Source organism: Variovorax sp. J22G73 (assembly GCF_030317035.1).
GTDB lineage: Bacteria > Pseudomonadota > Gammaproteobacteria > Burkholderiales > Burkholderiaceae_C > Variovorax.
This window is the reverse complement of sequence record NZ_JASZYK010000002.1, coordinates 926,233-948,287: the sequence shown is the minus strand read 5'-3', so window position 1 is coordinate 948,287 and position 22,055 is coordinate 926,233. Positions and strand designations below refer to the sequence as shown.

The following is a 22,055-nucleotide window of genomic DNA, read 5'->3' as shown; positions in this document are numbered from 1 at the left end:
GATTTCCTTTTTTGGTTGAACGTTCACCAATGAAAAACTTGCGTCTCCAGTGGCATTGCGGATGCTAAAGGAGAAAAAACGCGTTTCCAAGGGAAAAAGCGCTTTTTTCATTGGGGGCTGTTGTTTTTTCAGAGGGGAGAAGCCTCGTTTTTCACGTTCGGCGCGCCGGCCATGTCGCGAGCATCACGCCCACCAGTGCGATCACGAACGCAAGCAGCTGTGGCGATGACAGGTTTTCGCCGAGCACGAGCACGCCCACGAGGGCCGCGCTCACCGGCAACAGCACGGCGAAAACACCCGCTTGTGCGGCTGGTACGTTGCGAAGTCCGGTCATCCAGAGCCACACCGTCCAGATGCTCGCGGCGAGCGCGTACGCCACCAGCAGTGCCCAGGTGCCGAAGCGCACGGCGGTGAAATCGAACTGCAGCGCGAACCAGATGCCGAAGGGCATCGAGAGCATGAAGCCCCAGAGGTTGATGAGCGAGGCGATGCGCTTGGGCCCCAGGCGCCCGGTGAGCGACTTGCCGATCACCGCATAGGCCGTCTCGCAGAGCACCGCGCAAAACACCAGCAGGTTGCCCAGCCACGGCATCGACGATTGCGCGGCCGCGGGCGTTGCCGATGCATGCGCTCCAGAAGCGGGAGAAAGCGCCAGCAGGCCGATGCCGAACGCGGCGCAGACGATGGCCGCGCCGATGCGCACGGTGATGCGCTCGCGCAGGAAGAGCCAGCTCGCGACGGCCACGCACGCGGGGATCGACGCCATGATCACGCCCGCCGACACCGCGCTGGTCATGCTGACGCCGAACAGCATGCAGATCGAGAACAGGAAGTTGCCGAGGAACGACTCGAGAAACACCAGCCAGCGCGTGCGCGCGGTCATGGGCGGTTCGTCGGGGGCGCGCTTGAGCCAGTGCGGCATGGCCAGCGCCGCAATGCCGAAGCGCAGCCATGCGAGAAGCAGCACCGGGAAGGCGGCAACGAGCGGTTTGGAGAGTGCGACGTAGCCGCCGACGAGCGACATGCTCAGTGCCAGGCAGCCGTAGGCCACGAGGCGGCCTGATGCGGGGGCGGTGGAGTTCAATAGACTGAAGTTCTTGTTGTTGCGAGGAAAGCGGTTTCGATGATGCCCCACGTTTTTGTTTACGGCACGCTGCGCCGCAGCGGGCGCAACGACATCGCGCGCTACCGGCCGCAGCCTGTGTGCGTGGGCGAGGCCAGCATTGCCGGCACGCTGTACGACCTGGGCACGTATCCGGGCGTGGTGCTGGGCGGGGCAGGGCGCGTGAAGGGCGAGGTGTATGTCGTCGAGCCTGCGGTCGAAGCGGCGCTCGATGTGCTCGAGGAAGTGGCCGACGACAATTCGGGTGAATACATCAAGCGGCGGGTGCGTGTGGAGGTCGGTGAGGAACCTGTCGATTGCCTGGTCTACGAGATCCATCCGTCGCGCATTGCGGGACGGCCGGTGATCGGCAGCGGGGACTGGATTGCGCATGCGGCGCTGCAAACCGGCTCGCCATTTTCACCAACGAAAGATTGATTGCGCATTGCGAAATCTACGGCTGCTGCGGCGCAATATTTTTTCTCAATATGAGAAAAATAATTTTGCATTGAGAAATATCGACGTAAGTAGTTGATTTTGTTGATTGAAAAATATGTCTTCTATAAGACATAAGAGTCCACTGCCGGATTAAAGTAACTCCACGGCCGCAGCGCCCAACCTTCAATCAACCTCACGGAGTGACCATGCCCCAGACCCTCACAGAACAACTCAGCCGCGAACAACAAATCGCCGCCCTCGAAAAAGAGTGGGCCACCGACCCCCGCTGGAAGGGCGTCAAGCGCGGCTACAGCGCGGCCGACGTGGTGCGTCTGCGCGGTTCGTTCCCCATCGAGCACACGCTGGCCAAGCGCGGCGCTGAAAAGCTCTGGGACAAGATCAACGGCGGCGCCAAGAAGGGCTACGTGAACGCCTTCGGCGCCATCTCCGCCGGCCAGGCCATGCAGCAGGCCAAGGCCGGCCTCGAAGCCGTGTACCTGTCGGGCTGGCAAGTCGCCGCCGACGGCAACACCTCCGAGACGATGTACCCCGACCAGTCGCTGTACGCCTACGACTCGGTGCCGACGATGGTCCGTCGCATCAACAACACCTTCCGCCGCGCAGACGAAATCCAGTGGGGCCGCGGCATCAACCCGGGCGACAAGGAATTCATCGACTACTTCCTGCCGGTCGTGGCCGACGCGGAAGCCGGCTTCGGCGGCGTGCTGAACGCCTTCGAGCTGATGAAGAACATGATTGCCTCCGGCGCTGCCGGCGTGCACTTCGAAGACCAGCTGGCTGCCGTGAAGAAGTGCGGCCACATGGGTGGCAAGGTGCTGGTTCCCACGCAGGAAGCCTGCGAGAAGCTGATCTCGGCACGTTTCGCCGCTGACGTCATGGGCGTGCCCACCATCGTGCTGGCCCGCACCGACGCGGAAGCCGCCAACCTGATCACTTCCGATCACGACGCCAACGACAAGCCCTTCCTGACCGGCGAGCGCACGCAAGAAGGCTTCTATCGCGTCAAGAACGGCCTGGAGCAAGCCATCAGCCGCGGCGTTGCCTACGCCCCGTACGCCGATCTGGTGTGGTGCGAAACCGGCGTGCCGGACATCGGCTTCGCCCGCGAGTTCGCGCAAGCCGTGCACGCCGCCTGCCCCGGCAAGCTGCTGTCGTACAACTGCTCGCCTTCGTTCAACTGGAAGAAGAACCTCGACGACAAGCAGATCGCCTCGTTCCAGGAAGACCTGTCCGCGCTGGGCTACAAGTACCAGTTCATCACGCTGGCCGGCATCCACATCAACTGGTTCAACACCTTCCAGTTCGCCCACGCCTACGCCCGCGGCGAAGGCATGAAGCACTACGTGAACATGGTGCAGGAGCCCGAGTTCGCCGCACGCGACAAGGGCTACACCTTCGTGTCGCACCAGCAGGAAGTCGGCGCCGGCTACTTCGACGACGTGACCACCGTGATCCAGGGCGGCTCGTCCAGCGTGAAGGCGCTGTCGGGCTCGACCGAAGAAGAACAGTTCCACTGATCCGCTCGGATCGGTTCATGGACAGCGGTTTCGCTGTCACCTTCAAGCCCGGCCGCGTGCCGGGCTTTTTTGTGTTCGCATCGTCGCTTGGCGGCGTTCCGGGTTGCGTGCAAGGCGAAGAATGCCGTGTGCACAGCTTGGGCGGGCAAAGGCTAGAATCGCGGACTCTGCACTCAACAAGAGCGAGAAAGGCACCTTGGTTATGACACCGCGAACTACTCCGCAAGGATTCAACGGCTTTTTCTTCACTGAAGGAAAAGGCCGGTAGCCCCGCGCACGCTGGTTTGTTCCAGCTCTACAACCAAGCAAAGCGCGGTCTTCCACCGCGCTTTTTTGTTTTTCTCCCCGAGGTTTTCACATGATCCAGATCACGCTCCCCGACAACTCGCGCCGCGAGTTCCCCGGCCCGGTTTCGGTGGCCGAAGTGGCCCAGTCCATCGGCCCCGGCCTCGCGAAGATGACGGTGGCCGGCAAGGTCGACGGCCGGCTCGTTGACGCCAGCGACGTCATCGACCACGATGCCAAGCTGCAGATCATCACGCCCAAGGACGACGAGGGCCTGGAAATCATTCGCCATTCGACGGCCCACCTGGTAGGCCATGCGGTGAAGCAGCTGTACCCGACGGCCAAGATGGTCATCGGACCGGTGATCGACGAAGGCTTCTACTACGACATCTCGTACGAGCGCCCGTTCACGCCAGAAGACATGGCCGCCATCGAGGCGCGCATGCGCGAGCTGATTGCGCAGGACTACGACGTCGTGAAAAAGATGACGCCGCGTGCCGAAGTCATCGAGGTGTTCAAGTCGCGCGGCGAGGAGTACAAGCTGCGGCTGGTCGAGGACATGCCCGACGAGCAGGCCATGGGCCTGTACTACCACCAGGAATACGTCGACATGTGCCGCGGCCCGCACGTGCCGAACACGCGCTTCCTGAAGGTCTTCAAGCTCACGAAGCTGGCCGGTGCCTACTGGCGCGGCGACGCCAAGAACGAGCAGCTGCAGCGCATCTACGGCACGGCCTGGGCCGACAAGAAGCAGCTCGACCAGTACATCCAGCGCATCGAGGAAGCCGAGAAGCGCGACCACCGCAAGCTCGGCAAGGAGCTCGACCTGTTCCACATCGACGAAGTGGCGCCGGGCGTGGTGTTCTGGCACCCGAAGGGCTGGGCGGTGTGGCAGCAGGTCGAGCAGTACATGCGCGGCATCTACCGTGACACGGGCTACTGGGAAGTGAAGGGCCCGCAGATCCTCGACAAGAGCCTGTGGGAGAAAACGGGCCACTGGCAGAACTATCGCGACAACATGTTCACGACGGAGTCGGAAAAGCGCGAGTACGCGCTCAAGCCGATGAACTGCCCGGGCCATGTGCTGATTTTCAAGAGCGACCTGCGCAGCTATCGCGACCTGCCGTTGCGCTACGGCGAGTTCGGCCAGTGCCACCGCAACGAGCCCAGCGGCGCGCTGCACGGCATCATGCGCGTGCGCGGCTTCACGCAGGACGACGGCCACATCTTCTGCACGGAAGACCAGATCCTCGACGAGTGCATCGCGTACACGGAGCAGCTGCAGAAGGTCTACGCCGACTTCGGCTTCACGGACATCCTCTACAAGGTCGCGACGCGCCCCGAGAACCGCGTGGGCTCTGACGAACTGTGGGACAAGGCCGAGCATGCGGTGATGGAATCGCTGCGCCGCTCGGGTGTCGACTTTGTCATCGCTCCCGGCGACGGCGCGTTCTACGGCCCCAAGATCGAGTACACGCTGCGCGACGCCATCGGGCGCCAGTGGCAGTGCGGCACGATGCAGGTCGACTTCAACACGGCGGAGCGCCTGGGCGGCGAGTACGTGACGGAATCGAGCGGCCGTGCGCACCCCGTGATGCTGCACCGCGCGATCGTCGGCAGCCTGGAGCGCTTCATCGGCATGCTCATCGAACACCACTCCGGCGCGCTGCCTGCATGGCTCGCTCCGGTGCAGGTTGCGGTGCTCAATATCAGCGAAGGACAGGCCGATTACGCCCGGGACGTGGCGAAAGCGCTGCAAAATCAAGGGCTTAGGGTTCAGCTTGACCTGCACAACGAAAAGATTACGTATAAAATACGGAAGCATTCGTTGCAAAAGCTCCCTTACATCATTGTCGTAGGCGACAAAGAGAAGGAGGCTGGTGCCGTCGCAGTGCGCGCCCGGGGCAATCAAGACCTCGGTGCAATGTCCCTCGAATCGTTCCAGCAACGGCTCGTTCAGGACGTTGCCGACAAGCGTTGATTTGACCGCGAAACACCCCATATGTTTCCTTGCCAAATCGTGCCGCTTGTCCGCGAGGGCTGAGCGGCGTTCGCTACAGATTTTGTAGCAATTTTTGAAGGATTCTGACCATCGCTACTGCATTTCGCGACCGCCGCCACCGCGAGGAACGCCAACACCGCCTGAACCGGGAAATCATGGCCCCGGAAGTCCGCCTGGTCGGCCCGGAAAACGAGCCATTGGGTGTCATGAGCCTTTCCGAGGCCTTGCGCCTGGCCGGTGAGGCCGACGTGGACCTGGTGGAGGTCGTCGCGGCGGCCAACCCGCCGGTGTGCCGCCTGATCGAGTACGGTAAGTTCAAGTACCACGAGCAGAAGAAGGCAGCCGAGGCGAAGTCGAAGCAGAAGGTCATCGAGGTCAAGGAAATCAAGTTCCGGCCCGGTACCGACGACGGCGACTACAACATCAAGATGCGCAACATCAAGCGTTTTCTCGATGAAGGTGACAAGTGCAAGATCACGCTGCGCTTCCGCGGCCGCGAGATCACGCACCAGGAGCTCGGTCTGGCGCTGTTGCAGCGCATTCGCGACGAGCTGGGCGACCTGATTATGGTCGAGCAGTTTCCGAAGCTCGAAGGCCGGCAGATGATCATGATGATCGCGCCGGGCCGCAAGAAGGCCGGTGGCGGTGCACCGAAGCCGGCGGCAGACGCCGCGGCGCCGGCGGCATCGCCCGCAACGGCCTGAATCTGGCGTTGCAGTAGAGGTGGTTTGAAGAATTTCGCCGTTGCCGGTGTTTCGCAAGAAGCGCAGGCAGGGGCGGGATAAAGAAGTGTCTCGGGGCCAACAAGTCCGTGGAGTTTCCGCGGCGCCTCACGAGCACAAACTAAAGGAGCATTCACATGCCCAAAATGAAGACCAAGAGCAGCGCGAAAAAACGTTTCCGCGTTCGTCCCGGTGGCACCGTCAAGCGCGGTCAAGCCTTCAAGCGTCACATCTTGACGAAGAAGACCACCAAGAACAAGCGTCACCTCCGTGGTGCAGTCGCAGTGCATGAGACCAACATGGTTTCTGTCGCCGCCATGCTGCCCGGCCGTGGCATTTAACTCAGACGAACAAGGAGTACACACATGCCTCGCGTCAAACGTGGTGTAACGGCTCGCGCCCGCCACAAGAAAGTTCTCGCACTCGCCAAGGGTTTCCGCGGTCGCCGCGGCAATGTCTTCCGCGTCGCCAAACAGGCGGTGATGAAGGCAGGCCAATACGCCTACCGTGACCGCCGTACCAAGAAGCGCGTGTTCCGTCAGCTGTGGATCGCGCGTATCAACGCCGCCTCGCGTGAACTGGGCCTGACCTACAGCCAGTTCGCCAACGGCATCCGCAAGGCCGGTATCGAGATCGACCGCAAGATGCTTGCGGACATCGCCGTGCACGACAAGGCCGCATTTGCCGGCATCGTGGAGCAGGTCAAGGCCAAGCTGGCTGCTTGATTTTGCACAGCAGGCTGCTGCCTCCGGGCAGCTTCCTGCGCCCACGGCTCAAGGGCTGGCGCTTGAAAAGGCTCCAGCTCTTTTTTATTTCCCCTCGAAGATTTTTGTTGCTATGAACGAGTTGGACTCCCTGGTCGCCACCGCACGCGCCGCCTTCGCCGAAGCGAAGACGCCCGCCGAGCTCGAAAACGCCAAGGCCCAGTTCCTCGGCAAGTCGGGCCGCATCACCGAGCTGATGAAGGGCATGGCCGCGCTGAGTGTCGAAGAGAAGAAGTCCCGCGGCGCCGCGATCAACGTGGGCAAGCAGGCCATCGAGGCCGCCTTGACCGAGCGCCGCCAGCAACTCGCGGACGAAGAACTCTCGCTGCAACTGCGCGCCGAATCGCTGGACGTGAGCCTGCCCGGTCGCCGCCGCATTCCCGGCGGCCTGCACCCGGTGAGCCGCACGCTGGAGCGCATCGAGGAGATCTTCTCGAGCATGGGTTTCGACGTGGCCGATGGCCCCGAAATCGAAAGCGACTGGCACAGCTTCACCTCGCTGAACAACCCGCCGAACCACCCGGCGCGCTCGATGCAGGACACCTTCTACGTCGACATGAACGGCGACGACGGCATTCCCTACAACCTGCGTCCGCACACCAGCCCGATGCAGGTGCGCTATGCGCATCAGCACATCAAGAAGTACGCCGCAGAATTCGCGGCTGCTGCTGCCGACACCACCGGCACCGTGAAGGCGCCCGAAATTCGCGTGATCGCGCCGGGCCGCACCTACCGCGTCGACAGCGATGCCACCCACTCGCCCATGTTCCACCAGTGCGAAGGCCTGTGGCTCGGCGAGAACGTGAGCTTCAAGGACCTGAAGGTCGTCTTCACCGACTTCTGCCGCACCTTCTTCGAACGCGACGACCTCGTGCTGCGCTTCCGCCCGAGCTTCTTCCCGTTCACCGAACCCAGCGCCGAGATCGACATCCAGTTCGCGAGCGGCCCGCTCGCCGGTCGCTGGCTCGAGGTGTCGGGCTCCGGCCAGGTGCATCCGAACGTCGTGCGCAACATGGGCCTCGATCCCGAGCGCTACATCGGCTTTGCCTTCGGCATGGGCCCCGACCGGCTCACGATGCTGCGCTACGGCGTGAACGACCTGCGCCTCTTCTTCGACGGCGACCTGCGTTTTCTCTCGCAGTTCCAGTAAGCACCCATCCATAGAAAAACCAGATCGAGATCGAAGAGATGCAATTCCCGGAATCCTGGCTGCGCGAGTTCTGCAACCCGCCCCTCGACAGCGCCACACTGGCCGAAACGCTCACCATGGGCGGCTTCGAGGTCGAAGAGCGCCGTCCGGTGGCGCCGCCTTTCACGCGCATCGTGGTCGGCGAAATCAAGGAAGCGGTGCAGCACCCCAACGCCGATCGCCTGCGCGTGTGCCAGGTGGACGTGGGGCAGGGCGAGCTGCTCAACATCGTGTGCGGCGCGCCCAATGCGCGCGTCGGCATCAAGGTGCCGTGCGCACTGGTCGGCGCCGAACTGCCGCCCGGTGAAGACGGCAAGCCTTTCCTCATCAAGCTCGGCAAGCTGCGCGGTGTCGAGAGCCAGGGCATGCTCTGCTCGGCGCGCGAACTGAAGCTGAGCGAAGACCACGGCGGCCTGCTCGAGCTCGCGGCCGACGCACCCATCGGCGCCGATGTGCGCGACGTGCTCAAGCTCGACGACGCGCTGCTCACGCTCAAGCTCACGCCGAACCTGGCGCACGGCCTGAGCGTGTATGGCGTGGCGCGCGAACTTTCCGCGCTCACCGGCGCGCCGCTGAAGACCCCGGCCATCGCCGCGGTCGCCACGTCGTTCACCGACGTGCTCCCCGTCAAGGTCGAAGCCCCCGAACTCTGCGGCCGCTTCTCGGGCCGCATCATGCGCGGCGTGAACACCCAGGTGAGCACGCCCGCATGGATGGTCGAGCGCCTCGCGCGCTGCGGCCAGCGCAGCGTGACGCCGCTGGTCGACATCTCGAACTACGTGATGTTCGAGTACGGCCAGCCCACCCACATCTTCGACCTCGACAAGATCCACGGCGGCCTGACGGTGCGCTGGGGCAAGGCGGGCGAACAGCTCAAGCTGCTGAACGGCACCACCATCAGCGTCGACGACAAGGTCGGCGTGATTGCCGACGACCGCGAGGTCGAGTCGCTCGCCGGCATCATGGGCGGCGATGCCACCTCGGTGTCCGACGCCACGCGCAACATCTACGTGGAGGCCGCGTTCTGGTGGCCCGAGGCCGTGCAAGGCCGTTCGCGCCGCTTCAACTTCTCGACCGACGCGGGCCACCGCTTCGAGCGCGGCGTCGATCCAAGCCGCACCGTGCAGATCATCGAGCGCATCACGCAACTGATCGTCGAGATCTGCGGCGGCGAGGCCGGCGCCATCGACGACCAGACCTTGCAAGTGCCTGCGGCCGTGCCCGTCACGCTGCGCGTGGCGCGTGCAGCGCGCGTGATCGGCATGCCGCTGACCCAGGCACAGTGCGCCGACGCGCTGAACCGCCTCGGCTTCGCCATCGCCGAAGGCGAGGGCACGTTGACCGTGACCCCGCCGCCGCATCGCTTCGACCTGCTGATCGAAGAAGACCTGATCGAAGAAGTGGCGCGCCTCATCGGCTTCAACAACCTGCCGACCACCGCGCCGCTCGCACCCATCACCGCCCGCGTGCGGCCCGAGGCGCAGCGCAGCCGCTTTGCCGTGCGCCGCAGCCTGGCCGCGCTGGGTTATCAGGAGACGATCAATTTCAGCTTCGTCGAAGCGCATTGGGAGCATGACCTTGCGGGCAACGCCAACCCGATCAAGCTGCTGAACCCCATCGCGAGCCAGATGAGCGTGATGCGCTCGTCGCTGCTCGGCTCGCTGATGCAGGTGCTCAAGTTCAACCTCGACCGCAAGGCCCCGCGCGTGCGCGTGTTCGAAGCGGGCCGCGTGTTCCTGCGCGACGACAGCGTGGCCACCACCGACAGCACCGTGCGCGGTGTGAACCAGCCGATGCGCGTGGCAGGCCTTGCCTGGGGTGATGCCGACGAATCACGCTGGGACGGCAAGTCGCAGCGCGTCGACTTCTACGACATGAAGGGCGACGTCGAGGCGCTGCTCGCGCCCGTGGTTCCGACCTTCGAAGTGGCGGAGCATCCGGCGCTGCACCCGGGCCGTTCGGCACGCGTGCTGGTCGACGGCAAGGCCATCGGCTTCGTCGGCGAGTTGCATCCGCGCTGGCGCCAGAAGTGGGAATTCTCGCAGGCACCGGTGTTGTTCGAGCTCGATCTCGACGCCGTTACCGCGCGGCCCGTGCCGGTTGCGCAGCCGGTGCCCAAGCACCAGGCCGTGGAGCGTGACATTGCCGTCGTGGTGGCCGAAGCCGTGACGCACGATGCGTTGATGCAGGCCATTCGCGCGGCCACTGCGGCGCAAGGACTGCTGCGCGACGCCACGCTGTTCGACATCTACCGCCCGCAGCCTTTGCGCGACGGCGCGGTGGCTGCGCCCGGTGCCTTGGCGCAAGGGGAGAAGAGCATGGCGGTTCGCCTGAGCTTCCAGAGCGACAGCGCCACCTTGACGGACGAGCAGGTCGAGCTGGCCGTGCGCGCCATCGTCGAACAACTGGGCGCCAAGCTTGGCGGCCGCTTGAGGGGTTGATGAGAATGAACGCTGCCGAATTCACGCTCGAGGCTCTCGAAACGCCGGCGCTCACCAAGGCGCACCTGGCCGATCTGCTGTTCGAACAGATCGGGCTGAACAAGCGTGAGTCCAAGGACATGGTCGAAGCATTCTTCGAGCTGGTGGCCAACAGCCTCATCGAAGGCACGGACGTGAAGATCTCGGGCTTCGGCAACTTCCAGATCCGCGTGAAAGCGCCGCGGCCGGGCCGCAACCCGCGCACCGGCGAGGCCATTCCCATCGGCGAGCGCCGCGTCGCGACCTTCCACGCAAGCGCGAAATTGAAGGAGCAGATTCACGGCAGCATCGACCAGGGCAGCGCGTCCGAGGTCGAGTGGAGCCTGGGCGCCGAATAGTGCTTGGCGCTGTGCGCCTGCGTGGAGTAATCTCTAAGGTTTCCCGCGCACAGTCTTGATTTCAATGGAGAAAACGCTCCCGCCGATTCCAGTCAAACGCTACTTCACCATCGGTGAAGTGGGCGAACTCTGTGGCGTGAAGCCGCACGTGCTGCGCTATTGGGAGCAGGAGTTCACGCAACTGCGGCCCATGAAGCGGCGCGGCAACCGCCGCTACTACCAGCACCACGAGGTGCTCATGATTCGCCGCATCCGCGACCTGCTCTATGACCAGGGCTTCACCATCAGCGGTGCACGCAACAAGCTGCAGGAACTGGTGCAGGGCGAACGCGACCGCCGCAAGGCGGGCGAGGTGCCGCTCGAAGGCATGGAAGCCATCGAGATCGACCAGGAAGAATTCGATGCCGCCGTGGTTCAGGACACGCCGACGTCTGCTGCCGCGGCTGCAAAAACGGTCGATCTTTCGCAGTTGTTGCACCTTCGCCGCGAACTCTTTGAAATTCGTGAGCTGTTGACTGTCGGACACCCAATTTAGACAGCTATAATCGAGAGCTTCGGTGTGTGGCGCAGCCTGGTAGCGCACTTGCATGGGGTGCAAGGGGTCGAAGGTTCGAATCCTTTCACACCGACCAAAATCAGTAGATAGAACGACGGGTTACGCTCACAAGGCGTAACCCGTTTTTCTTTGTCCGAAGCATTTAAAGGCGCGAGCAATCCGCGCTGCGTTCGCCATCGAGGCGAGGGGTGGACTGGAATGTTCGTCGTGCGGCTTCCTGCATTCTTCCGTGTCGAGAAAATCACGGAAGAGCGATCGCGCAGGCCAAGGCTCAATCGCCTTCAACAACCCGCAATCCACGCACCAACGAAAAAGCCTGCACAAGGCAGGCTTTTGAATTTGGTCGTGAACTCTTACGCGGTCCACGCTACGGCAAATATTCAATTGCGGAAGTCACTTGTTGTTTTTCTCGTCGTAGTAACTTCGACGCGCCGGTATGAGATTCGGCTTGCCTGGCCAGGCAACGCTCAGGATCTTTGAGCGAAGCGGCGAGTATAGCAGGGGTTTTCGATATTCCTCGGCGATTTCTGTCTAAGACTTCGCCGATCGCGCAACAGGCCAGCCGCATCTGCGCGCTTGCGCGTTCTTCTGCTGCGACCCCGTCGCCAGCGCCAGAGGAAACGTCCGCCGTTTCGCATAGCGCCGCGACCTGCGTGCAGGTCGCAGGCACGGCTTGGGCGCGGGGGCCGCGTCGAACGCCTTCACGGCGCGATCGCGTTCATGTCGAACGACCGCGAGCATGCTCATCAGGATCGCGCCTGCGGCAACGCCCACGAGGAACGCGAAGGCTACGAAGGAAGGCTGAGGTATGGCCATTTCGTAGCAACGCCGCAACCCCGCCATCGGTTTACGACTTTTTACATGGGGAGCGTCGGGTTCGACTATTCCTTCCGGTACGCGCCCTTGCTCGCGTGCGAGGCGCGGGCCTCGTCCACCTTGTGCGCCGAAACCAGGTGGTGCTGCTTGCAGACCGAGCACCGGTAGTGCAGCCGGCCCGGAAACAGGCGCATCCATGGGCGTCGCGGAATCCGCTGCAGGTACTCCGAGCCGCATGCGCAGAGGGAAAAAAGTTTGGCCATCAAGTCGTCCGGTTGCGCACGTTGACCTACCAAACCTGGCTCTGTCGGCCTTCGGCATCCCGCGGTGCATTTGCAGCAATTGTTGCAATTGACTACTTTCTTCGCACTCCCCAATTCACGGTATTCGGTCAGGCACCGATCGGACATTCGTCCAATGGCGCGGCCATCGCCCGAAGCGGACAGTACGGGTTCTCCCTTCATCTCTTCCCTTTCCTTTCCCTTCACTCCCGTCACTGGACCCCGTCATGAAAATCGCCCAACGCTTCAAGCTCGCCGCCGCCGCATCCGTGATCGGCCTGTCGTTCTCCACCATGGCCGCCACGCCGGCTGCGCAGGACACCGCCAAGCCCAGCGTCGTGATCGTCCACGGCGCCTTCGCCGATGGCTCCGACTGGGCCAAGGTCATTCCGCTGCTGCAGGCCAAGGGCTTGCACGTGGTGGCCGTGCAGAACCCGCTGACCTCGCTGGAAGACGACGTGGCCGCCGCCAAGCGCGCCATCGACGCGCAGCCCGGCAAGGTGGTGCTGGTGGGCCACTCGTGGGGCGGCTCGGTCATCACCGAAGCCGGCGCCGACGACAAGGTGAGCTCGCTGGTCTACGTGGCCGCGTTCGCGCCCGACGCCGGCCAGACCAGCGCCGAGCTCGGCAAGGACTACCCGCCGGCGCCCGGCTTCGCGCACATCGTGGCCGACAAGAGCGGCTTCCTGTCGCTCACCAAGGAGGGCATGAGCAAGCACTTCGCGCAAGACCTGCCCGCTGCTGCCACCGCCGTGATGACGGCCACGCAAGGCCCCATCCTGGGCAAGTCGTTCGAGCAGAAGATCTCGGTGGCCGCCTGGAAGACCAAGCCCTCCTGGTACCTGGCCACCGGCGCCGACCACATGATCCAGCCCGCGCTGCAGCTCGACATGGCCAAGAAGATCGGCGCGCACCTCACGCGCGTGAACAGCAGCCACGTGCCGCAGCAATCGCAGCCCGCCAAGGTGGCCGAAGTGATCCTGGACGCCGTGCGCCAATCGAAGTAAGTTCGCGCGTGCCGGCGCGGCGCCATGCGGCGCCGGCACGCCGCCCTCGGCTTTTTTCGCCCTCCGTGCCGTTTTTCGTGTCGCCTTCCGCTCCGCCTTCTTCCCCCATCCAGGTCTTCGACGCCATCCGCGCGCTCGCCTTCGTCGGCGATCTCAGCATGGGCCAGCCCGTCGACCATTCGACGCGCACCGCGTGGCTGGCTTCGCAGCTCGCGGCGGCCACCGGGCAGGGCGAAGCCACGCAGGGCCACGCGGCCTGCGTGTCCTTGCTGCGCTGGTCGGGCTGCACGGCCAACGCGCCCGAGTTCTCCGACCTGCTGGGCGACGACGTGGGCGGGCGTCGCACCATGCTCGCCACCGGCTCGGCGCGCGCGGCGGCCGACTTCGCGGGCTCCGTGGGGCCGCTCGCGGAAATCCACTGCGAGGTGTCGGGCGACATCGCGCGCACGCTCGGCATGCCCGCGGCGGTGGAATTGCCATTGCGCCACATCTTCGAAACCTACGACGGCCGCGGCAAGCCGAACGGGCTCGACGCTTCGCGCATTCCCGGCGAGGTGTTCCTGGTCAGTATCGCGGGCGATCTCGAGATCCTCTCGCGCGTGCACGGCCTGAGCAATGCGCTGCGCTACATCGCCGAGCGCGCCGATGCCCGCTACCCCGCCTTCCTGGTCGACGCCGTGCAGCGCCACGCGGTCGACTGGCTGCACGGGCTGGAGCAGGGCGCCGCGACCGAGGCGCTGCCGTCGCCCGGTGCCTTGCAGGGCGCGACCGCGCCGCTGGAGCTCATCGCCGACGTCATCGACCTCAAGCTGCCCTGGATGACCGGTTTTTCGCGCCGCGTGGCCGAAGCCGCGCGGCGTTGCGCCGCCGAGCTGGGGCTGGACGCGGCGCAGCAGCAGCGCGTGTACCGCGCGGGGCTCATCCACGGCATCGGCCGTGCGTCGGTGCCCAACAGCGTGTGGGACACGCCCGGCGTGCGCAGCGAGGCCGACGCCGAGCGGCTGCGCCTCGTGCCCTACTGGACGGAACGCGCCGCGCGCCGCATCGACACATTGCGCGCCGAGGCCGAACTCGCTTCCTTCGTGGACGAGCGCCTCGACGGCTCGGGCTTCTTTCGCGGCGTGAAGGGGCCGGCCATCGACACCGAATGCCGCGTGCTCGCCGCGGCCGCGCACTGGGTGTCGCTGTGCACCGGCCGACCGGGCAGGGCGGCGCTGCCCGACGCCGACGCGGTGAGCGCCCTGCGCGCCGAGGCCGACGCCGGCCGGCTCGACGCCTCGGCCGTCGCCGCGCTCACCGGCCATCCCCGGGCGGCCGCTGCGGTGCCGTCGTCGAACGACGCCGCGCTGCTCTCGCGCCGCGAGGTCGAAGTGCTGGGCCGCATCAGCCTCGGCGAAAGCAACAAGGAGGCGGCGCGCTCGCTGGGCATCAGCCCGAGCACCGTGCGCGCGCACCTGGAGAACATCTTCCGCAAGCTCGGTTGCACCACGCGCGCCGCGGCCACGCTCAAGGCGCTGACGCTCGGGCTGCTCTGACCCGCCCAGCGCCGCGCAAGAACACGATCTTCAGCCGAACGTGAACACGTAGGCCTGCGCACCCGCATCGAGAAACTCGATCTCGAAGAGCCGGTCCGGCCCGTTCGACTGTTGCCGCACCAGCTGGTACAGCCGCTGCGCGTCAATGGTGCCGTTGCCTTGCGCGTCGGTGTCCGTGCCGTGGTCCGCCAGCGGCGGCTTGCCGTCGACACGCACGCGAAAGCGCACCGGCTTGCCGTCGGCCGAGGGCCCGAGCACCAGGTGCAGGTCGCGCGCATGAAAGCGGTAGGCGATGCGTCCGCTCGCACGGCCGAGCAACGCGCGCTCGCTGCCGACCGTCCATTCGCCGTCGAGTGCCCACTGGTTGGTGCGCAGCGACGCCGGCGCCTGGTACGTGCGGGCCCGGTCGCTCGCGATGCCGCCGGGCGAGGCGAAGCTGTTCGCGCGCTCGTAGCCCAGGTAGGTCTCGCCCGAGAGCGCCGGCACCGCGGCCGCGGCGGCCTGCGTGCCCTGGCCCTCGGGTGCCACGAGCGTGCCGGCGCCGATGGATGCGGAGACCGGCCGACCGGCCTCCGTCAGCAGTTGCTGGATGACCTGCTCCGACTGCGCGTATTTGCCCTCGCCGAACTGGTGATGGCGAATGCGCCCCTGCGCATCGACGATGTACAGCGCCGGCCAGTACTGGTTGTCGAACGCGCGCCAGATGGCGTAGTTGCTGTCCACCGCCACCGGAAAGCCCACGCCCAGGTCCTGGGTGGCGCGGCGCACGTTGGCCGGCTGCTTCTCGAAGGCGAACTCCGGCGTGTGCACGCCGACCACCACCAGGCCCGCGTCCTTGTACTTCTCGGCCCAGGCGCGAACGTAGGGCAGGGCGCGCAGGCAGTTGATGCACGAGTAGGTCCAGAAGTCGACCAGCACCACTTTGCCGCGCAAGGCCTCGGGCGTGAGCGGGGCGGAGTTGATCCACTCGGTGGCGCCGGTGAGCGGCGCGAAGCGGCCTTCGTCGGGCAGGGCTTGCGCGGGCTTGGCCGATTCGGGAGCGGTGGCGGTCAGCATGAGGCCGGTGCGGTCAACGCCTGATTGCGACAGCGGCTGGGGCCGCTTCATATCGACCTTGTCCACCAACACCTTCTCCAGCGCCGACGTGGTGCCGAAAGACACCTGGCTCAACAGCCCCGTGTCCAGCCCCAGCGCGATCGCGCCCACGCCGGCCAGCACGGCCACGCCCGCCACGCGCCGCACCCATTCCCCGGTGCGCAGCGACCCCTTCATCAGCGCGAACAGCCGCCCGCCGAACAGCAGCGCCGCCGCAAGCGACGTGCACGCGCCCGCCGCATAGGCCAGCAGCAGCAGCGAGGTGCCGATGCTCGCGCCGTTCAGCGCCGCACCGGTCAGGATGAGCCCCAGGATCGGCCCCGCGCACGGCGCCCACAGCAGCCCCGTGCCCACGCCCAGCAGCAGCGGCGAGAACACCGACGCGCGCGCCCGGTCCGCCTCCGACAGGCGCAGCCCCAGCGCCACCAGCGGCCGGCTCAGCCGGTCGGCCACGGACGGAAACAGCAGCGTCACGCCGAACAGCGCCAGCATCGCGATGGCCGCGTAGCGCCCGTACTGGTTCAGCGTGACCACCCAGCCGCCGCCCACCGCCGCCAGCGTGGCAATGGCCGCGAACGCCAGCGCCATGCCCAGCAGCATCGGCAGGCCGTGCGAGCGGAAGGGCCGGTCGGCCCGCGCGAACACGAAGGGCAGCACCGGCAGGATGCACGGGCTCAGGATGGTGAGCACACCACCCAGGTAGGCGACGACGAGGAGGAACATGGTGCGGGTCCGGTGAAGGGGCGATGGCAGGGTGGAAAAAAGAGCGAGCAGCGGCTTCACGATCTCGCCATGCGAGCCGCTTGCGGGGAAGGTCGGGGAACGGGTGCGGCGACGAGTCGCGGCGCGATCAGCGCAATCGGATTTAAGGCGCGGCGCGAATGTCCAGCGTCAGCCGCGCCTCCAGCCCGCCTTCGCTGCGGTTGCGCAGCGCCAGCTCCGCGCCCATGGCGGTCGCCAGCTGGTGCGCGATCGCCAGGCCCAGGCCGGTGCCGCCGGTGCTGCGGTTGCGCGAGCTTTCCACGCGGTAGAAGGGCTTGAGCACCTGCTGCAGTTCGTCGGGCGGAATGCCCGGGCCGTTGTCGACCACGGCCACCACCAGCTTGCCTGCCTCGGCATGCACCTGCAAGCGCACGTCGTCGCCGAACTTCAGCGCGTTGTCGATCAGGTTCATCACGATGCGGCGCAGCGCGTTCGGCCGCGTGACGATGGGCGCGCCCATGCGGCCTTCCAGCCGCACCTGCTGGCCCGCGTCTTCGTAGTCGGCCAGCATGCTTTCGAACAGCGCGTCGGCGTCCACGCGCAGCGGCGGCTCGGTGGCGCCGTGCAGCGTGCGCGCATAGGTCACGCCTTCGCGCACCAGCGCGTGCATCTCGTCCAGGTCCTGGCGAAACTTGTGGCGGTCGGGTTCGCTGTCCATCAGGTCGGTGCGCAGGCGCATGCGGGTGATGGGCGTCTGCAGGTCGTGCGAAATGGCCGCCAGGATTTCCACCCGCTCGGCCATGTAGCCCGCGATGCGCTTCTGCATGGCGTTGAAGGCGCGCGCGGCGTGCCGCACCTCGGTCGGGCCTTCTTCGGCCAGCGGCTGGCCCTTCAGGTCGGGGCCCAGTTCGTCGGCCGCACGGGCCAGCTGCGCCAGCGGCCGCGTCACCAGCCGCACCGCGTACCAGGCGCACACCGCCAGCACCAGCAGCTGCACCCACAGCAGCCACATCACCCAGCTCGACACCGGCATGTCGACCCGGCGCGCATGCACGATCACGCTGGCCCCGTCGGACAGCCGCACCTGAATCTGCAGCCCCTGCGGCGGGTTGGCCACCTGCGCCACCTTGACGATCCGGAACGGCCGCATCGCCTCGGCGATGGCCGTGGCGAACTGCTGCGACATCGGCGTGTCGGGCGCCGTGCCCTGCGCGGTGCCGCCCAGCACGAAGCGGTAGTTGCGCCGCTCCAGCCGCGCCAGCCAGCCTTCGCGCTCGCCGGCGGGCAGCCGGTCGAGGATGGCGACCGAGCTGGCGATGTCGCGCTCGATGCCCGTCATCATCAGCTCGCGCATCGCGATGCCGCGCTCGTAGCGGATCGAGGCGAAGGTCAGCAGCTGCGCGATGGCCAGGCCGATGACGATGATCAGCGTCACGCGGGCGAACAGCGTGCGCGGCACCAGCCGGCGCAGGCCGGAGCCGGGGGGCGCAACCGGAGCGGAAGCGGTGTTCGCGGAAAGGCTTGCGGAGGTAGGCATGGGCTGGTTTATAGACCCGCCGCCGCCGGGGACGCGGTTGTTTGTATGGCAGTGTGTCGGGCAGCCGGGCGGGACATACAACATTACCTGCCACGGCCCGTGCCGGCCTGCATCGGCCTTGCGCACGTTCGCCCCACGCAACGTACTGTGGCCGCTCGCCCCGCGGGATACACAGGCATACAAACCCGCTTGTCCCGCCCGGCGGCCGGGCTACATTGCGGCTTCCGCACACAAGCAACAGCCTCACCGCACGGCCATGATCCCCAAGAATTCCGACCACATCCTCATCGTCGACGACGACCGGGAAATCCGCGAGCTGCTCACCACCTACCTGGTCAAGAACGGCCTGCGCGTGGTGGCGGTGCCCACGGGGCGGCACATGCGCGCGGCGCTGGAAGAGTCGGGCCCGTTCGATCTCATCATCCTCGACCTGATGCTGCCAGGCGAAGACGGCCTCACGCTGTGCCGCGACCTGCGCACCGGCAAGTACAAGGCCACGCCCATCCTGATGCTCACGGCGCGCAGCGAGGAGGCCGACCGCATCCTGGGCCTGGAAATGGGCGCCGACGACTACCTGGCCAAGCCGTTCTCGGCCCGCGAGCTGCTGGCGCGCATGCGTTCGGTGCTGCGTCGCACGCGCATGCTGCCGCCGAACATGCACGCGACCGAGTCGGCCACGATGCTGGCCTTCGGCGACTGGCAGGTCGACACCACCGCGCGCCACCTGTTGGACGACAGCGGCGTGATGGTGGCGTTGAGCGGCGCCGAATACCGGCTGCTGCGCGTGTTTCTCGACCATCCGCAGAAGGTGTTGAGCCGCGACCAGTTGCTGAGTCTGACGCAGGGTCGCGAGGCGGAGTTGTTCGAGCGGTCGATCGACCTGCTGGTGAGCCGGCTGCGCCAGCGCCTGCGCGACGATGCGCGCGAGCCGCGCTACATCAAGACGGTGCGCAGCGAGGGCTATGTGTTCGCGTCGTCCGTCGAAGCGTTGGACTGACGCGGGCGCGCGTTGGCGCGTGTCGTGATGCATTGGCAGCTGACGGGGTTGCGCATTTCGTGCGCGATTCCGCCCGCGAAGAAGAGCAGGGCGAACCAGAGTTTTTTCATTTCGTTTGCTGTTGCTGTTGCTGTTGTTGCCGTTGTTCAGGGCGTGTGAACAGCAGCGCATACATCGTCAAGACCCGCTCGAAGAAGGCTCCGCAAGCAACGCTTGGATCTTCTTCTCGGTCGCGGCGTAGCTGCCCTCGCCAAAGTGCGAATAGACGATCTTTCCCTGCTTGTCGATCAGGTACACCGCCGGCCAGTACTGGTTCTTGAACGCCTTCCATGTGCCGTAGCTGTTGTCCTGCGCGACCGCATGCTTGATCTGCAGGCGCTGGATGGCGTCCTTCACGTTCCTTGTCGACTTCTCGTACGCGAACTCCGGCGTGTGCACGCCGACGACGACCAGCCCCTGGTTCTTGTACTTTTCGTTCCAGTCTTTCACGTAGGGCAGGTGGTTGAGGCAGTTGATGCAGGTGTAGGTCCAGAAGTCGACCAGCACCACCTTGCCGCGCAGCTCCTGCAGTTTCAGCGGCTGGGAGTTGAGCCACGTGTCGATGTTCTGGAACTCGGGCGCGGGCTGCGCGTCGGCCGCGGCAATGTCGCCACCCCACGGCGATGCGGCGAACGACATCGTCAAGGCTGCGGCGGACGCCGTGAGTGCGACGGCGAAGAAAAGGGCAGGGGAGCGAAAGCGCATGGGGGTTCCTTCGGAAGAAGAGTGGCGGTGTTCATCGGTGCGTGAACGTGGCCGATTCTTCGACGCACGACCCCCTCGCGGCGCGAACTGCGTATGCCTGTGTATCCGCGCGGCGCCGGGCGAACACTACGTTTCACGAAACAGCCGGATCCCGGTCCGACGCCCCGGCTGACAGACAGTTAAGCTAAAGTTCGCATCCTGTCCGGCTCACCACGTTTCAACCGAGTGAAATTCAGAAAAACTGCCAACAGCCTGGTTGCTCGGTTAATGCTGATGGGCCTTCTCATGGCGTTGGTGGGAACGGCCCTGAGCTACTTCCAGCTCACCCGCTTCCTTCGCTCGGACCTCACGCAGTCCGTCGCCACCCAACAGACGGCCCTGGCCGACTACGTGGCCCGCGACGTCGACAACTACCTGGGCGAACGCCTGCTTTTCCTGGACCGGCTGGCCGCCACGCTGCCGCGGGGCCTGCTGTCGCAGCCCGAGCCGTTGCGCGCCTGGCTGGAGGAACGCAGCTCGCTCAGCCCCGTGTTCCCGCTCGGCCTGCAGGTGACCGACGCGGCCGGCAACCGGCTCGACGGGCAAGGGCGCGTGCCCGTGGACGGCTCGGAATTCGCCGGCGCGCTCGCCGGGCGCTCCAGCCTGGGGCGCCCGCAGGCGGTGCCCGTGTCGGGCCATTCGGTGCTGCCCATGGCCGTGCCCGTGCGCAGCGGCGACGGCCAGGTGATGGCCGTGCTCGCCGGCACCGCCGACCTCGACGCCGACGGCCTGCTCGAACACCTGCAGCGCGGACGCGTCGGCCATGCCGGCGGCATCCTGGTGGTGTCGCCGCGCGACCGGCTCTTCGTGGCCTCGACGGACACCTCGATGTCGCTCACCCCGACCCCGCCCGTGGGCGTGAACCTGCTGCACGACCGCGCCATGGAGGGCTACCGCGGCAGCGGCACCACGCGCAATGCCAAGGGCATCGACGAAATCTCGGCCATCGCCTCGGTGCCCATCGCCGGCTGGTTCGTGGTGGCGCGGCTGCCCGTGGCGGAGGCGCTGGCGCCGGTGGGGCGCATGCAGCGCTTCATCCTGCAGCAGCGCGCGCCCGCGGTGCTGGTCGTGCTGGCGGTGATCGGCCTGGTGCTGGTGTGGCTCTTGCGGCCCCTGCTGCGCGCGGCCGACCAGGCCGACCGCATGACCCGTGGCGAGCTCGCGCTCACGCCGCTGCGGGTGGTGCGCAACGACGAAATCGGCCACCTCACGCAGGCCTTCAACCGGCTGCTGGCCAAGCTGGTCGATAACCAGGCGGCGCTGGCGCGCATGGCCCACCACGACAGCCTTACCGGCCTGCCCAACCGCAAGCTGCTGGACGACCGGCTGCAGCAGACGCTGGTGCGCGCAAAGCGCAACGTGAGCCAGGTGGCGCTGCTGTACCTCGACCTGGACGGCTTCAAGAACCTCAACGACACGCTGGGCCACGAGGCCGGCGACCAGGCCCTGCAGGAAATTGCGCGCCGCCTGCTCGGCCTGGTGCGCGAGACCGACACCGTGGCGCGCATGGGCGGCGACGAGTTCGTGCTGCTGGCCGCCGACTTCGAAGACCCGGCCCAGGGCGCGGCGCTGACGCTGGCGCAGCGCTGCATCGAAGCCATTGCCGTGCCGCTGCAGCTGCGCGACTCGCGCATTTCCATCGGCGTGTCGATCGGCATCGCGCTGGGCAGCGGCGACGAAACCCCGCAGGCCCTGCTCGGCGCCGCCGACAAGGCCATGTACCAGGCCAAGCAGGGCGGGCGCGGCAGCTACGTGGTGGCGGGCGAGCGATCGGCCAGGCGGTTGATGTCGGGGTGGCAGACGCTGTAGCGTTGCCGGTCGGTGCGGGTAATGGCCGGTCGTGGCCGGGGTATTGGCAGCGGCTCCAAGGCGTCCCGTCCGACGCGGC

Annotated in this window: 19 protein-coding genes and 1 tRNA gene; 15 read left to right on the top strand and 5 right to left on the bottom strand. The window is 66.0% G+C overall.

Annotation, left to right across the window (positions count from 1 at the left end):
• Positions 1 to 151 precede the first annotated feature (151 nt).
• Positions 152 to 1,084 carry a DMT family transporter gene (locus QTI51_RS12455; RefSeq protein ID WP_116907100.1) on the bottom strand — a complete coding sequence of 311 codons (933 nt, stop codon included), beginning with the start codon at positions 1,082 to 1,084 and terminating at the stop codon, positions 152 to 154.
• A 39-nt stretch (positions 1,085 to 1,123) separates the two neighbouring features.
• Between QTI51_RS12455 and QTI51_RS12450 the strand changes: the two genes are divergently transcribed.
• The 11 genes from QTI51_RS12450 (at position 1,124) to QTI51_RS12400 (ending at position 11,490) form a co-directional block, all read left to right on the top strand.
• On the top strand, positions 1,124 to 1,540 hold the full coding sequence (locus tag QTI51_RS12450) for a gamma-glutamylcyclotransferase family protein (protein WP_116907101.1): 417 nt from the start codon (positions 1,124 to 1,126) through the stop codon (positions 1,538 to 1,540).
• A gap of 206 nt (positions 1,541 to 1,746) precedes the next feature.
• On the top strand, positions 1,747 to 3,078 hold the full coding sequence (gene aceA / locus QTI51_RS12445; RefSeq protein ID WP_116907807.1) for an isocitrate lyase: 1,332 nt from the start codon (positions 1,747 to 1,749) through the stop codon (positions 3,076 to 3,078).
• Between the two features lie 358 nt (positions 3,079 to 3,436).
• The gene (gene thrS / locus QTI51_RS12440) at positions 3,437 to 5,344 is read left to right on the top strand and encodes a threonine--tRNA ligase (RefSeq protein ID WP_116907102.1); all 1,908 of its coding nucleotides are present in this window, start codon (positions 3,437 to 3,439) and stop codon (positions 5,342 to 5,344) included.
• Positions 5,345 to 5,445: 101 nt separating this feature from the next.
• Positions 5,446 to 6,069 (top strand): translation initiation factor IF-3, encoded by a 624-nt coding sequence (gene infC / locus QTI51_RS12435; RefSeq protein ID WP_116907103.1) that lies wholly within the window; start codon positions 5,446 to 5,448, stop codon positions 6,067 to 6,069.
• Between the two features lie 155 nt (positions 6,070 to 6,224).
• A complete protein-coding gene (rpmI, locus tag QTI51_RS12430) occupies positions 6,225 to 6,428 on the top strand; it encodes a 50S ribosomal protein L35 (protein ID WP_007832497.1) in 204 nt (67 codons plus the stop codon).
• 24 nt (positions 6,429 to 6,452) lie between these two features.
• Positions 6,453 to 6,812: a 50S ribosomal protein L20 gene (rplT, locus tag QTI51_RS12425; protein WP_007832499.1), complete on the top strand. Its 360-nt coding sequence runs from the start codon at positions 6,453 to 6,455 to the stop codon at positions 6,810 to 6,812.
• A gap of 112 nt (positions 6,813 to 6,924) precedes the next feature.
• Entirely contained in the window at positions 6,925 to 8,001 is a 1,077-nt protein-coding gene (pheS, locus tag QTI51_RS12420) for a phenylalanine--tRNA ligase subunit alpha (RefSeq protein WP_116907104.1), read from the top strand.
• A 38-nt stretch (positions 8,002 to 8,039) separates the two neighbouring features.
• Positions 8,040 to 10,481, top strand: a complete 2,442-nt coding sequence (gene pheT / locus QTI51_RS12415; protein WP_116907105.1) for a phenylalanine--tRNA ligase subunit beta — start codon at positions 8,040 to 8,042, stop codon at positions 10,479 to 10,481.
• 5 nt (positions 10,482 to 10,486) lie between these two features.
• Entirely contained in the window at positions 10,487 to 10,858 is a 372-nt protein-coding gene (locus QTI51_RS12410) for an integration host factor subunit alpha (RefSeq protein ID WP_116907106.1), read from the top strand.
• A 64-nt stretch (positions 10,859 to 10,922) separates the two neighbouring features.
• Complete coding sequence (locus QTI51_RS12405; RefSeq protein WP_116907107.1) at positions 10,923 to 11,393, top strand: MerR family transcriptional regulator; 471 nt, start codon at positions 10,923 to 10,925, stop codon at positions 11,391 to 11,393.
• A gap of 20 nt (positions 11,394 to 11,413) precedes the next feature.
• Positions 11,414 to 11,490: transfer RNA gene (locus tag QTI51_RS12400), tRNA-Pro, on the top strand.
• Between the two features lie 805 nt (positions 11,491 to 12,295).
• On the opposite strand, the gene QTI51_RS12395 is transcribed toward QTI51_RS12400, so the two are convergent.
• Positions 12,296 to 12,493, bottom strand: coding sequence for a hypothetical protein (locus QTI51_RS12395; RefSeq protein ID WP_132748681.1), 198 nt, complete (start codon positions 12,491 to 12,493; stop codon positions 12,296 to 12,298).
• A 245-nt stretch (positions 12,494 to 12,738) separates the two neighbouring features.
• On the opposite strand from QTI51_RS12395, the gene QTI51_RS12390 reads away from it, so the two are divergent.
• Positions 12,739 to 13,518 (top strand): alpha/beta fold hydrolase, encoded by a 780-nt coding sequence (locus tag QTI51_RS12390; RefSeq protein ID WP_116907108.1) that lies wholly within the window; start codon positions 12,739 to 12,741, stop codon positions 13,516 to 13,518.
• Positions 13,519 to 13,595: 77 nt separating this feature from the next.
• Positions 13,596 to 15,053: an HD domain-containing phosphohydrolase gene (locus QTI51_RS12385; RefSeq protein ID WP_286515760.1), complete on the top strand. Its 1,458-nt coding sequence runs from the start codon at positions 13,596 to 13,598 to the stop codon at positions 15,051 to 15,053.
• Positions 15,054 to 15,083: 30 nt separating this feature from the next.
• Here QTI51_RS12385 and QTI51_RS12380 read toward each other — a convergent pair whose 3' ends face one another.
• Positions 15,084 to 16,871 (bottom strand): cytochrome c biogenesis protein DipZ, encoded by a 1,788-nt coding sequence (locus QTI51_RS12380; RefSeq protein ID WP_116907109.1) that lies wholly within the window; start codon positions 16,869 to 16,871, stop codon positions 15,084 to 15,086.
• A gap of 142 nt (positions 16,872 to 17,013) precedes the next feature.
• Entirely contained in the window at positions 17,014 to 18,387 is a 1,374-nt protein-coding gene (locus QTI51_RS12375; RefSeq protein WP_116907110.1) for an ATP-binding protein, read from the bottom strand.
• 256 nt (positions 18,388 to 18,643) lie between these two features.
• Here QTI51_RS12375 and QTI51_RS12370 point away from each other — a divergent pair, with 256 nt between their 5' ends.
• Positions 18,644 to 19,384 carry a response regulator gene (locus QTI51_RS12370; RefSeq protein ID WP_116907111.1) on the top strand — a complete coding sequence of 247 codons (741 nt, stop codon included), beginning with the start codon at positions 18,644 to 18,646 and terminating at the stop codon, positions 19,382 to 19,384.
• 177 nt (positions 19,385 to 19,561) lie between these two features.
• On the opposite strand, the gene QTI51_RS12365 is transcribed toward QTI51_RS12370, so the two are convergent.
• Positions 19,562 to 20,128, bottom strand: a complete 567-nt coding sequence (locus tag QTI51_RS12365; protein WP_116907112.1) for a thioredoxin family protein — start codon at positions 20,126 to 20,128, stop codon at positions 19,562 to 19,564.
• Between the two features lie 285 nt (positions 20,129 to 20,413).
• Here QTI51_RS12365 and QTI51_RS12360 point away from each other — a divergent pair, with 285 nt between their 5' ends.
• Positions 20,414 to 21,976 (top strand): diguanylate cyclase domain-containing protein, encoded by a 1,563-nt coding sequence (locus QTI51_RS12360; RefSeq protein ID WP_286515763.1) that lies wholly within the window; start codon positions 20,414 to 20,416, stop codon positions 21,974 to 21,976.
• The last annotated feature ends 79 nt before the right edge of the window (positions 21,977 to 22,055 follow it).